Here is a 12,686-nt window from a genome sequence, read left to right as displayed (position 1 = left end):
ATCGCTAAGTACTAACCAAGGACGACTGTCCCGGCCATGGAATCAGGCCGGACCATCAGATCATTGTTGTTGGCATTGGTGCCGGACCATCTGTTCTCTTCGGAGAGCATGATGCTCCGGCTTTTTTCGTTTGGTTTTCGGCTATTCGTTGAGTAAGGGAGCGCACCTATGGAACACACACAGACCCCTGCGCTGGTGATCTGCGGCCACGGCATGGTTGCGCAGCGCTTGCTGGAGCAACTGGTGGCCACAGGGCACCCGTTCAGCCGCATTGTGGTGTTCAACGGCGAGCCCTTCGCTGCCTATAACCGAATCCAGCTGTCGTCCTTGCTGGCGAATCAGGTCCGGGAGTCGGAGCTGGAACTGAAACCCCGGTCCTGGTTCCGCCAGCACAAAATCGAGGTCTATAACCGTGAGCCGGTCACGGCCATCGAACCGCATCAGCGCCGGGTGACGACCGCAAGCGGGCGCACGCTGAGCTACCACACCCTGGTGTTGGCCACCGGCGCCAGGCCATCACGTCTTGGCCTGCCCGGCGAGGATCTGGATGGCGTGATGACCTTCCGGGATCTGACCGATACCCGCACCCTGATTCGCCAGGCGCAGACACATCGCCGTGCGGTCGTCATCGGCGGTGGTTTTCTTGGCCTGGAAGCAGCCGAGGGTCTCAGGGCCCGGGGTATGGACGTCACGGTTCTGCATCGCAGCAGCCACCTGCTGAACCGCCAGCTTAATCCGAGCGCCGGGGAGCTTCTGAAACAGCAGTTACAGCAACGGGGCCTCACGGTGATGACCGGTGCTGCGCCCATGGCGCTGCTGGGCACAGACCAGGTCCGGGCGGTACAGCTCAGCGACGGCACGGTGCTGGCCACCAACCTGGTAGTGCTGGCAACCGGTATTCATCCGAACAAAGCACTGGCAGAAGCAGCCGGCCTGGACTGCGACCGGGGTGTACAAGTGGATTCGCAGATGACCACTTCCAATCCTCATATCCACGCCCTCGGTGAATGCTGCCAGTTTCAGGAACACACGTTTGGCCTGGTGGAGCCCGGCTACGAGCAGGCGGCCGTGTTGGCCCGCCACCTGTGTCAGGTATCCGGCAACCCGATGTTCACACCGGGAGAGGTCGCCACGCGATTGAAGATCAGCGACCTCCCCATTTTTTCCTGCGGCCGGATCACTCCGGGCCAGCACACCGAAACCATTGAGTGGCAGGACCGCGCCCAGGCGGTCTATGGCCAACTGCTGGTGGAACACAACCGCCTGACCGGCGCCATTTTGCTCGGCGACACCAGCAGTGGCCCCTGGTACAGCGAGGTGATTCGTTCAGGCACAGATATATCCCGCTACCGGGACACCATCGCTTTCGGCAAACCCTATTGCGACGCAGCGGCCTGATCCGCTGCTATGAGAGAGGACAAGACTATGAGCAAACAGACCCTGATCGTGATCGGCAACGGCATGGTTGGCCATCACTTCCTGGAACAGTTCAGCCAGTCTCCGGCCGCTGACGCCTACAACATCGTGGTTTTCGGCGAAGAAAAGCAACTGGCCTACGACAGGGTGCACCTGTCGGAGTATTTCAGCGGCTCAAGCCATGCAGACCTGGCCATGGGCACCGCGGACTGGTATGCCGACCAGGGCATTGATCTGCACCTGAATGAGCCGGTGACCGGCATAGATCGGGACGCCCGGATGATCACCACACCCAAGGGCGAGTACCCCTACGATCAACTGGTGCTGGCCACCGGCTCTTACCCGTTTGTCCCGCCCATTGACGGTAACGATCAGGAAGGCTGCTTTGTGTACCGTACCCTGGATGACCTGGATGCCATTCAGGCCAGCGCCCAGAAGGCGAAGACCGGCGTGGTGGTCGGCGGCGGCCTGCTGGGGCTGGAAGCGGCAAACGCGCTGAAAAGCCTCGGCTTACAGGCCCACGTGGTGGAGTTTGCTCCGCGCCTGATGCCGGTACAACTGGATGATCAGGGCGGCGCGCTATTGCGCCAGAAAATTGAAGACCTGGGTGTGCAGGTTCACACCGAGAAAGCCACCACCGCCATCGTGCCGGGCAGCAGCGCGCGGCTACGGATGAATTTCTCGGATGAGAGCCATCTGGAAACCGACCTGATTGTGTTTTCCGCCGGCATTCGCCCCCAGGATGCCTTGGCTCGGGCCTGCGGCCTGGAAGTGGGCGAACGCGGCGGGATTGTGATCAACAACCAGTGCACCACGTCCGACCCGCACATCCACGCCATCGGTGAATGCGCGCTCTGGAACAACTTTGTCTTCGGCCTGGTGGCGCCCGGTTACACCATGGCCCGTACTCTGTCAGCGGCGCTGAACAACGACGCCAGTGCGGCCTTCACCGGCGCCGACATGAGCACCAAACTCAAGCTGCTGGGGGTGGATGTGGGCTCCATCGGCGACGCCCATGCCAAGACTCCCGGCGCCCGCAACATCCGCTATAACGATGAGCAGGCCGGCCACTACCGGCGCATGGTGGTGAGCCAGGACGGCAAGACCCTGCTGGGCGCCATTCTGGTGGGCGATAACGGCCCCTATGACACCCTGCTGCAATACGCCCTCAATGGCATCGAGCTGCCGGCCAATCCGGAAGCCCTGATTCTGCCGGAGAGCGAAGGCGGTGCCCCGGCGCTGGGAGCGGACGCTCTACCGGACACGGCCTCTATCTGTTCCTGCCACAACGTCACCAAGGGCGATATCTGCGGCGCTATTGACGCAGGTTGCGCCGATCTGGGCAGTGTAAAAGCGGAAACCAAAGCCAGTACCGGCTGCGGTGGCTGCGCGGCGCTGCTCAAAAAGGTGGTGGACAGCGAGCTGGAAAAACGCGGCGTGGAGGTGTGCACCGATCTGTGCGAGCACTTCCCCTACACCCGCCAGGAGCTGTTCCATCTGGTGAAGGTGAACGGTATCCGCACCTTCCGGGGCCTGCTCAAGCAATACGGCAAGGGCCAGGGCTGCGATATCTGCAAACCCACGGTGGGCTCGATTCTGGCTACCTGCTGGAACGAGCACATCCTGGCCACGGACCACGTGCCGCTGCAGGACACCAACGACACCTTCATGGCCAATATGCAGAAGAACGGCACTTACTCGATTGTGCCGCGAATTCCCGGCGGCGAGATCACCCCGGACAAGCTGATCGTTCTGGGCGAGGTAGCCAAGGAGTACAACCTGTACACCAAGATTACCGGCGGCCAGCGTGTGGATCTGTTCGGTGCCACCCTGACTGAGCTGCCGGAGATCTGGGAGAAGCTGATCGCCGCCGGTTTCGAGACCGGCCACGCTTACGGCAAATCCCTGCGTACGGTGAAGTCCTGTGTGGGCAGCACCTGGTGCCGCTACGGCGTGCAGGACAGCGTGGGCATGGCGATCACCCTGGAGAATCGCTACAAGGGCCTGCGGGCGCCCCACAAGGTGAAGATGGCGGTGTCTGGCTGCACCCGCGAATGCGCCGAGGCCCAGAGCAAGGATTTCGGGGTGATCGCCACCGAGAAGGGCTGGAATCTGTACGTGTGTGGCAACGGCGGCATGCGGCCACGGCATGCGGATCTGTTTGCCACGGATCTGTCGGATGAGGAGCTGATCCGGACCATTGACCGGGTGGTGATGTTCTATGTGCGCACGGCGGACCGGCTGCAGCGGACGTCGGTCTGGATGGAGAATCTGGAGGGCGGTCTGGAGTATCTGAAGCAGGTGGTGCTGGAGGACAGCCTGGGTATCGGCGAGGAGCTTGAGCAGCACATGGCGGATCTGGTGGATACCTATCAGTGTGAGTGGAAGACCGCCGTTGAGGATCCGGAGAAGCGCAAACGGTTCCGGGAGTTTGTGAATGCGCCGGAGCAGAAAGATCCGGTGCAGCAGTGGACTTCGGAGCGGGGGCAGCGTCGGCCTGTTTTGGAGGTGGCTTCTTCGTAGCCTTCTGTTTGGGGGGCGGAGCACGGGGGCCGGGGTAATTTTCTTCTGGAAAAAATAACTCGCTTTGCTCAGACATCTTTTTTCCTGCCAGAAAATGAATCCGGCCCCCACGCTCACAAACATTAGTGGGATAGGAAACTGACATACATTTGGATTTTGGAGACTTTGCTATGAAAGCTCGGACTTGTTGGGAAGCGGTTTGTACGGTGGACGATCTGGTGGCCGATTCCGGGATTGCGGTGTGGACCGAAGATGGCCCTGTCGCCGTGTTTTACCTACCACACCGGCTGCCGGCGCTGTTTGCCATCAGCCATACCGATCCGTTCAGTGGCTCGAACGTGCTGGCCCGGGGGATTACCGGGGATATCAACGGGGAGCCGGTGGTGGCGTCGCCGTTGTATAAACAGCATTTCAGTCTGCGTACCGGGCGATGCCTGGAGGACGAAAATGTTGCGGTAAAAGTGTACCCGGTGTTGCTGGACGGGGATCATATCCGTCTGGAGGTGCCGGTGGCTCAGGCGGCGTCGGTGGCCGCCTGAGATCTGAGAGACGCTTACGTCAGCTGATGAATTCGACGTTTTCTTCCAGCGGTGCCCTTGGGCTGGTGATCTGGTTCACCGGGCTGTCGGGGTTGGCGTAGCCGATGGCCATGCCGGCGAAGACTTTGCGGTGTTCGGGCAGGCCCAGGAATTCGCTGATGGTTTTGGGGTACACCGACCAGGATTCCTGGGCGCAGCTGTCGAGGCCTTCGGCGCGCAGCAACAGCATGATCGTTTGCAGGATCATGCCCAGGTCTGACCACTGGGGCGGGCCCATGTTGTCGTCGACGGTGCAGAACAGGCCGACCGGGGCGCCGAAGAACTCGAAGTTGCGTTTGAACCACTCGAAGCGGGCGGCTTTGTCTTCCCTGGGGATGTCGAGCTGTCGGTACATGAGCTCGCCAATCTCGAAGCGGCGGTCGCGGTAGGGTGACTGCAGTTTGGGTGGGTAGATTTCGTATTCCGGCACTTCGTTGAAGCCCTTGCTGACTTTCTCCCGCATCAGGGTTTTCAGGCGGGCCAGAGCATCGCCGGTCACCACATGCAGGTGCCAGGGTTGCAGGTTGCCGCCGGAGGGGGCTCGGGTGGCGGTTTCGATCACTTGGCGAAGGGTGGCCTCGGAAACCGGGGTGTCCAGGAAGTCCCGGACGGATTTCCGGGACTGGACGGCTTGTTGTACATCCATTGAATACAGCTCCCACAAGACGTCGTTGTTGTTTGAACAGGCTCAGACTGTCACCCAGTATGGAGGCCGCTTCAATGCTTGACCACCCTCACTGGCGGGTTTAGTCTCCGGCAACATTACAAGGCCAATCGAGGGTGCTCGGGTCATGGAAGATCACAGTCAGTTTCGCCTGCTGTCAGAGCGGCGGTTCCTGCCGTTTTTTGTGACCCAGTTCGCCGGGGCATTCAACGACAACCTGTTCAAGAACGCCTTGTTGTTGCTGGTCACCTACACTGCCGGGGGCCTGTTCGGGTTGTCGGCGGATGTGGTGGTCAACCTCGCCGCCATGCTGTTTATCCTGCCGTTCTTTCTGTTCTCGGCCATTGCCGGCCAGGTGGCGGACCGGTTCGAGAAGTCTGCGGTGATCCGCTGGATCAAGTTTGCCGAAGTGGTGATCATGGGCGTCGCCGCCGTCGGGCTCTGGTTCGGCTGGTACGAGATGTTGTTCCTGCTGTTGTTCCTCACCGGGGTGCAATCGGCCTTTTTCGGGCCGGTAAAGTACGCCATTCTGCCCCAGGCCCTGAAGGATTCTGAGCTGGTGGGTGGCAACGCGCTGGTGGAGATGGGCACCTTTGTAGCCATTCTGGTGGGCACGCTGATGGCCGGCGTGATGATGAAAGCCCCGGTGCCGGGCCCGGTGATTGCGGTCGCCGTGGCTTTACTGGCCATTGCCGGCCTGGTGTCAGCGCTGCAAATTCCCAAGGCAGAGGCCGCCGCGCCGAACCTGAAGATCCGGTTCCGCCCACTCCAGGAAACCTGGAAGCTGATGGCCATCGCCCGGGAAAACCACAATGTGTTCCTGAGCATTCTGGCCATCTCCTGGTTCTGGTTTCTCGGCGCAGCCTACCTGACCCAGTTCCCCAACTTTGCCAAAACCCACCTGATGGGTGACGAAACCGTAGTCACCATCCTGCTGGCCATTTTTACCATTGGTATTGCCGCCGGCTCCATTGCCTGTGAGCGGCTGTCCGGCCACAAGATTGAGCTGGGCATTGTGCCCATCGGCTCCCTCGGGCTCAGTTTCTTCGGCATTGACCTGTACTTCAACATGCCCGAGCAGCCCATACCCTCCGACTGGTGGATGATCATCACCGACCCCCATTACCGTCAGGTGGCCATCGACTTGCTGGCCATCGGCATCTTTGGCGGGCTGTTTATCGTGCCGCTGTATGCCTATGTTCAGCGAGAAGCCTCGCCAGACACCCGGGCGCGGGTGATCGCCGCCCTCAACATTTTTAACGCCCTGTTCATGGTGATCAGTGCCCTGCTGGCCATGCTGATGCTGGGTGTGATCGGGCTGAGCATTCCCGAGTTTTTCCTGGTGCTGTCGATCATGAACCTGATCGTGGCGGGCTTTGTTTACCAACAGGTGCCGGATTTTGCCCTGCGCTTTGTGATCTGGGTACTGTCCCACACCGTTTACCGGGTCAGCCATCATCACCTGGACAGGATTCCCGAGGAAGGACCCGCGCTGCTGGTCTGTAACCACGTGTCCTACATGGATGCCCTGGTGATTGCCGGTGCCGTGCGCAGGCCGGTGCGCTTTGTGATGGACCACAACATCTTCGCAACCCCCATCATGGGCAGCTTCTTCCGGCTGGCCAAGACCATCCCCATTGGCCCTAAATCCAAAGTCCCGGAAATCTACGAAGCGGCATTTGACCGCATTGATGAGGAGCTGGCCGCCGGCCACCTGGTGTGCATCTTCCCGGAAGGCAAGCTGACCAAGGACGGCGAAGTGGATACCTTCAAATCCGGCGTGGATATGATTCTGCAGCGCCGGCCAGTCACCGTCGTGCCGATGGCCCTGAGAGGCCTGTGGGGCAGTTTCTTCAGCCACTGCGGTGGCCCGGCATTCAGCCACCTGCCGAAGCGCTTCTGGTCCCGGATACACCTTCTGGCGGACCACCCCGTTGGCCCGGAGCAGGCCTCCGCATCGTTTCTGGAGGAAAAAGTCAAAGCCTTGCGGGGTGACCACCGCTGATCCCAACTACCGCGCAGTCGCCTGGGTAACACAGAACCGGGTTAATAAAGTCAATAAAGCCTGGGCCGACTTGCGCTAGTATCGGCCCATAGATCAATAACAAGGATTGCGCTGTGAAACCTCTGAGCCCCACCGACCAATTGTTTCTCTGGCTGGAAAAGCGCCAGCAACCCATGCATGTGGGAGGCCTGCAGTTATTCTCGTTTCCCGAGGGCGCACCGGATGATTATGTGGCACAGCTAGCGGAGGAGCTGAGGCAGAAATTTGAGGTGACGCCGCCGTTTAACCAGCGGCTGAGCTACAAGCTGGGTCAGCCAATGTGGGTGGAAGACGAACACCTGGACCTGGAACACCATTTCCGTTTCGAGGCCTTGCCAACCCCCGGCCGTATCCGGGAGTTACTGGCATTTGTGTCGGCGGAGCATTCCCATTTGATGGACCGGGAACGGCCCATGTGGGAAGTACACCTGATTGAAGGGCTTAAGGATCGGCAGTTTGCCATCTACACCAAGATTCACCATTCCCTGGTGGATGGTGTGTCCGCCATGCGCATGGCCACCCGGATGCTCAGCGACAACCCGGAGGACACCGGGCTGCCGCCCATCTGGGACCTTCCCCGAAGAGCCAGGCCAGACCGTGACGGCCCGGGCAGCTCGCTGTGGCACGGCATTACCCACGTGCTGGGGATGTCCGGCAAGCAGCTGGGCACCATCCCCACGGTGGCCAAAGAGCTACTGAAAACCATCAACCAGGCCCGTAAAGACCCGGCCTACGACTCCATCTTCCATGCACCGCGCAGCGTGTTGAACCAGAAAATCACCGGCTCCCGCCGTTTCGCCGCCCAGTCCTACTGCCTCACCCGCATCAAAGCGGTGTGCGAAGCCTACGGCACCACCATCAACGATGTGGTGACCGCCATGTGCGCGTCAGCGTTGCGTACGTATCTGATGAACCAGGATGCCTTGCCGGAGAAACCGCTGATTGCCTTTGTGCCGGTGTCCCTGCACCGGGACGACAGCACCGAGGGCAATCAGGTGGGGGTGATTCTCGCCAACCTGCATACCGACGAGACCAACGCCGGCCAGCGCTTGCTGAAGATCCATCATGGTATGCAGGAGGCCAAGGACCGGTACCGGCATATGTCGCCGGAAGAAATCATCAACTACACCGCGTTGACGTTGGCACCCGCGGCGTTCCACCTGCTCACCGGCATGGCGCCCAAGTGGCAGACCTTCAACGTGGTGATTTCGAATGTGCCGGGGCCGTCCTCACCCCGCTACTGGAACGGCGTCAAGCTGGAGGGTATGTACCCGGTGTCCATTGCCATGGATCGCATGGCCCTGAACATGACCCTGACCAGCTACAACGGCCAGGTGGAGTTCGGGCTGATAGGCTGCCGAAGAACCCTGCCCAGCCTGCAGCGGATGCTGGATTACCTGGAAGACGGCCTCGCAGAACTGGAGATCGCCGCAGGCCTTTGATCAGCCGATCTGGTCGGCGTGATTACGCTCGGAGATCTGGCTGTTCAGGGTCCAGAAGTCGTACAGCACACCAATCAGGAACAGGCCGCCGGTGAGCAGGTAGATGATGCCGGTGATCCACTTGCCCATGTACATGCGGTGTACGCCGAACACGCCCAGGAAGGTAAGCAGTATCCAGCTGATGTTGTAGCTGATATTGCCTTCCAGGAAGCGCTTGTCGGCCTGGCGGTCCATGCTCGGGATCAGGAACAGATCGATGATCCAGCCGATGAGGAACAGCCCGAAGGTGAAGAACCAGATGGTGCCGGTGATGGGTTTGCCGTAATAAAAGCGATGGGAGCCGAGGAATCCGAAGATCCAGAGCAGGTAGCCTATGATTTTGCTGTGGGTGTCTGGTTGTCCGTTCATCTTGGTTCCTTTTTTTGGCTTTAACTCCGGCCCTAGCCTGTGGGTTTTGGGGGCGGGACTGGGGAGGTGGGATTATTTTTCCCTTGGAAAAAACAACTCGCTTCGCTCAGACATCTTTTTTCTGGCGGGAAAAATAATCCCACCTCCCCGTCCGTCACAATATCGGGGCATAGGCGGAGAAAGACAACTGCGAAAACGAATAAAGAACACTGAAAAAAACGTTCAAAAACGGCGATCTATCAATAGGTACGCCTTCTAACAGGCTAACAGGGCGCGGGGTGGTCAGAGAATTTTTCCTGTGAAAAAGATGTCTGAGCGAAGCGAGTTGTTTTTCGCAGGAAAAATTCTCTGACCACCCTGCGACCACGCTCCCAACCCAAAGGCGCAACAAACAAACTATCAAGGCCCCACCTCCGGAGCCGGGTCCGGCCCACCTTCCCGAAACTCGGACGCCGACTTCCCGGTCCACTTGCGAAAGGCCCTGCTGAAGTTGGACAGGTCGGCATAGCCCAGCTCATAGGCAATCTCGCTGACCGACTGATTGGTATAACGCAACAGCTGGATGGCCCGGTCTTTCAGTACCGCCTCGACGATTTCGCGGTAGCTGGTGTCTTTCTCCGCCAATCGCCGCTTGAGCGTTCGGGACGACACACAGAACCGCTCCGCCATCGCTTCCAGGGAGGGCAAGGGCCCGGGCGTCATGCGCAGCATGTTCCGAATCGCGAGCACGATATCACCCTGTTCCTTCAGGGCCTTTTGCAGTTCAAACTCACACTGGTCCCGGGCCATGCGGGAGGCTTCGGCGTCGGCCAGGCGCATGCGCACATCAAGTAGTTTGCGGGGAAACACCAGCATTTCCTCCGGCTGGCCGTACTCGAAACGCACCGGCAGTTGGCTCGCAAACCTAGAATAGTAGGCCGGCTCCTGGCCAGACAGGCGCACCGAGACCCCCGGCAACTTGCCGTCTTCCAGGGCAAAGCCGCGGCTTTCGGCATCGGCGCGGTCCAGGAGCTGTTCGGTCAGTAGAATCAGGGTGGCGCTGACGGTTTCCGCCAGGAAACCATACAAGCCCGGCACATCAAATTCGGTACATAGCTGCACCAGCACCTGATCACCGGCCAGGGATTGTTTCATACTCAGGAACGGGGCCCGCAACTGCAGGTAACGGCGCACCGAATCCAGAGCTCCCTCAAAGGTCGGGCTGGTCAGGGCAGCAAAACCGAGGGTGCCGTGAATGGTCAGCCGCAGTTCCTTGGCCAGGTGGAAGCTGAGGCCATCCTTTCCGGCCAGCTCCAGGGCGCGCTGGGCCATCAGGATGGCATCGGTTACGAAGATGCGGCTGTCGTTGGCCTTGAGGTCGTCTGCCGTGAAATCCAGCCCCTGGTAAAGGGCCCTGTCGTTGTGGCCAAGCTGACGAACCGTTTCACCCAGTACCCGCAGGTAAACGCCGGGTACCAGGAACAGCCCCAGCATTTGTCGTTCTTTGTCTGCACTGGTTGATGCCATGCGGTGTCCCTGATTGATATTTATCGTGTTTCTGACTCTATCAGAAGCCACCGCCACTGGCAGTGGGGCGGCTCGCACCGATTTACCTGTCTCCCGGGCCAATTGTGCGGCGCTTTTTGTCCCAATGTGAACGGTAGCCGTCCCAACCTCGCATTCTGAAACGCCGTTGACTCCCCCACACTGGACCCATGACATCAGCCAAAGCGTTCAATCGCAGAGGAGTACAGACATGCTGACAACAACTCAAACAGACAAGCAAAACAAGGTTTCACATACACCGGACAATGTCTCGATCAAGCCGCAGCGCATGGGCTTTGAATTTGGAGAACAGGTACCCCGGTACTGGTTGGATAACAATTACCTGATCAGCCATACCATGAATGCGCTGTCGGTGCTGTTCCCCGAGGGCGAGCAGTTCTTTGTGGATTCGGTACGGGCGTTCCGGGGCCAGATTCAGGACCCCAAGCTGAAAGAGGAAGTTCGCGGCTTTATTGGCCAGGAAGCCATGCATTCGCTGGAACACATTGCCATGAATCAGCACGTGCGGGACCAGGGCATGCCAGTGGAGGAAATGGAGCGTGACCTGAAGGTGATTCTGGACGTGGCCCGCAAGCTGCCCAAGCGTCACCAGCTGGCCATTACCTGTGCCCTGGAGCACATCACGGCGATGATGGCGGACATGCTGCTGGAGCGGGACGACGTGCGCGGGGACATGCACGAATCCATGCGCCCGCTGTGGGTATGGCACGCCATCGAGGAGACCGAACATAAGGCGGTGGCCTACGATGTCTTCCAGCAGGCTGGCGGCACCTACGCTGAGCGGGCGTTCTATCAGGTGTTCAGTACCGTCGCACTGGGCATTGTCGGTACCTGGTACACCGGCCGAATGATCATGCACGATCGCAAGCATTTCTCGTTGAAAGATGCCGCCAAGGGCATGTGGCGTATGTGGGGCAAGGACGGTGCGTTTTCCAGCCTGATTCCGACCTGGCTGGAGTACTTCAAGCCTGGTTTCCACCCCTGGGACAAGGACAACAGTGAGGTGATCGGGCGGTTCAAGGCTGAGATCGAGGGTTACATTGCGCCGCAGTATAAGAATGGCAATCGGCGGACTTTGCAGTAAGGCTTGAGCCTCAGCGTGACTCCCGGGGCTCTGGGTTATGCTTAGGGCTTTGGAGTTACGCTGGCGAGCGGGTTGGGAAGGCTTTCCTTCCGGAAAAAACAACTCGCTGCGCTCAGACATCTTTTTTCCTGCAGGAAAGCCTTCCCAACCCACTCTCCTGCTTGACTGGACTTTTTACTCTGGGCTCTTTTCGGCCCGGAGTGTTATTTTCCGCCTGCCGCTATCACTTCTCCCTTTTTCCACAGCCGCCACTCGCCTGGCTGGTAGATATCCCATTGTTCATCGCTGGTCAGGGGTTCTGTGACGATCACACTGACAATGTCGTTGGGGGTGGTTTCGGATTCGAAATCAACGGTCACGTCGGCATCTTTTAGGCGGGCCGGGCCGAAGGGGGCTCGGCGGGTGATGCTGGCCATTTTGGTGGTGCAGTAGGTGAACAGCCAGTCGCCGTTACTCAGCAGCAGGTTGAATACGCCTTCGCGGGCGTAGGTTTGTGACAGGCGCACCAGTCTCTCGACCACTTCCTCCAGAGGTGCATTGCGGTCACAGTGACTGCGCAGGTGGTTGAGGATGTCGCAGAACAGGGCTTCGCTGTCGGTGTCGCCCACCGGCTCGTAGAACCCCTCTGCGGCCCGAAATTTGGAGAGCTGGCCGTTGTGGGCGAAGACCCAGTAGCGGCCCCAGAGTTCGCGGATGAACGGATGGGTGTTGGCCAGGCAGATTTCGCCGACGTTGGCCTGGCGGATGTGGCAGATGGCCACTTCGCTTTTGATCGGGTGGGTCTGGACCACTTCGGCCAGACGGGAGCTGGCGCTGGCGTCGGAATCGTGGAAGCTGCGAACGCCTTTGCCTTCATAGAAGGATACGCCCCAGCCGTCTTTGTGGGGGCCGGTTTCGCCACCACGGCGGGTCAGACCGGTGAAGCTGAAACACAGGTCGGTGGGGGTGTTGGCGCTCATGGCCAGCAGTTCGCACATGGTGA

The 12,686-nt window shown here is 59.7% G+C and carries 10 protein-coding genes; 6 read left to right on the top strand and 4 right to left on the bottom strand.

What is annotated here, in order from left to right; genetic code table 11:
* The first annotated feature begins 168 nt into the window (after positions 1 to 168).
* From RVM24_RS17375 to nirD, 3 genes are all read left to right on the top strand, one after another.
* Positions 169 to 1,398, top strand: coding sequence for an NAD(P)/FAD-dependent oxidoreductase (locus tag RVM24_RS17375; RefSeq protein ID WP_431474461.1), 1,230 nt, complete (start codon positions 169 to 171; stop codon positions 1,396 to 1,398).
* A gap of 27 nt (positions 1,399 to 1,425) precedes the next feature.
* Positions 1,426 to 3,939 (top strand): nitrite reductase large subunit NirB, encoded by a 2,514-nt coding sequence (gene nirB, locus RVM24_RS17370; protein ID WP_431474460.1) that lies wholly within the window; start codon positions 1,426 to 1,428, stop codon positions 3,937 to 3,939.
* Between the two features lie 170 nt (positions 3,940 to 4,109).
* Positions 4,110 to 4,478, top strand: coding sequence for a nitrite reductase small subunit NirD (gene nirD, locus RVM24_RS17365; protein ID WP_431474459.1), 369 nt, complete (start codon positions 4,110 to 4,112; stop codon positions 4,476 to 4,478).
* A gap of 19 nt (positions 4,479 to 4,497) precedes the next feature.
* Here the strand turns inward: nirD and RVM24_RS17360 are convergent, their stop codons facing one another.
* Entirely contained in the window at positions 4,498 to 5,163 is a 666-nt protein-coding gene (locus tag RVM24_RS17360; RefSeq protein WP_374786489.1) for a nitroreductase, read from the bottom strand.
* A gap of 145 nt (positions 5,164 to 5,308) precedes the next feature.
* Here RVM24_RS17360 and RVM24_RS17355 point away from each other — a divergent pair, with 145 nt between their 5' ends.
* Positions 5,309 to 7,186, top strand: a complete 1,878-nt coding sequence (locus RVM24_RS17355) for an MFS transporter (RefSeq protein ID WP_431474458.1) — start codon at positions 5,309 to 5,311, stop codon at positions 7,184 to 7,186.
* Positions 7,187 to 7,299: 113 nt separating this feature from the next.
* Complete coding sequence (locus tag RVM24_RS17350) at positions 7,300 to 8,667, top strand: WS/DGAT/MGAT family O-acyltransferase (RefSeq protein ID WP_431474457.1); 1,368 nt, start codon at positions 7,300 to 7,302, stop codon at positions 8,665 to 8,667.
* Here the strand turns inward: RVM24_RS17350 and RVM24_RS17345 are convergent, their stop codons facing one another.
* On the bottom strand, positions 8,668 to 9,075 hold the full coding sequence (locus tag RVM24_RS17345) for an NINE protein (protein ID WP_431474456.1): 408 nt from the start codon (positions 9,073 to 9,075) through the stop codon (positions 8,668 to 8,670). It abuts the gene before it with no gap.
* A gap of 399 nt (positions 9,076 to 9,474) precedes the next feature.
* Positions 9,475 to 10,581, bottom strand: coding sequence for a helix-turn-helix domain-containing protein (locus RVM24_RS17340; RefSeq protein WP_431474455.1), 1,107 nt, complete (start codon positions 10,579 to 10,581; stop codon positions 9,475 to 9,477).
* Positions 10,582 to 10,810: 229 nt separating this feature from the next.
* Here RVM24_RS17340 and RVM24_RS17335 point away from each other — a divergent pair, with 229 nt between their 5' ends.
* The gene (locus RVM24_RS17335; RefSeq protein WP_431474454.1) at positions 10,811 to 11,704 is read left to right on the top strand and encodes a metal-dependent hydrolase; all 894 of its coding nucleotides are present in this window, start codon (positions 10,811 to 10,813) and stop codon (positions 11,702 to 11,704) included.
* A gap of 203 nt (positions 11,705 to 11,907) precedes the next feature.
* On the opposite strand, the gene RVM24_RS17330 is transcribed toward RVM24_RS17335, so the two are convergent.
* Positions 11,908 to 12,681, bottom strand: a complete 774-nt coding sequence (locus tag RVM24_RS17330) for a class II glutamine amidotransferase (RefSeq protein WP_431474453.1) — start codon at positions 12,679 to 12,681, stop codon at positions 11,908 to 11,910.
* Positions 12,682 to 12,686: the final 5 nt, after the last annotated feature.

It is taken from the genome of Marinobacter sp. KM021 (assembly GCF_050707965.1).
Lineage (GTDB): Bacteria > Pseudomonadota > Gammaproteobacteria > Pseudomonadales > Oleiphilaceae > Marinobacter > Marinobacter shengliensis.
The sequence above is the reverse complement of the archived record's forward strand: the minus strand, read 5'-3'. Positions and strand labels throughout refer to the sequence as shown.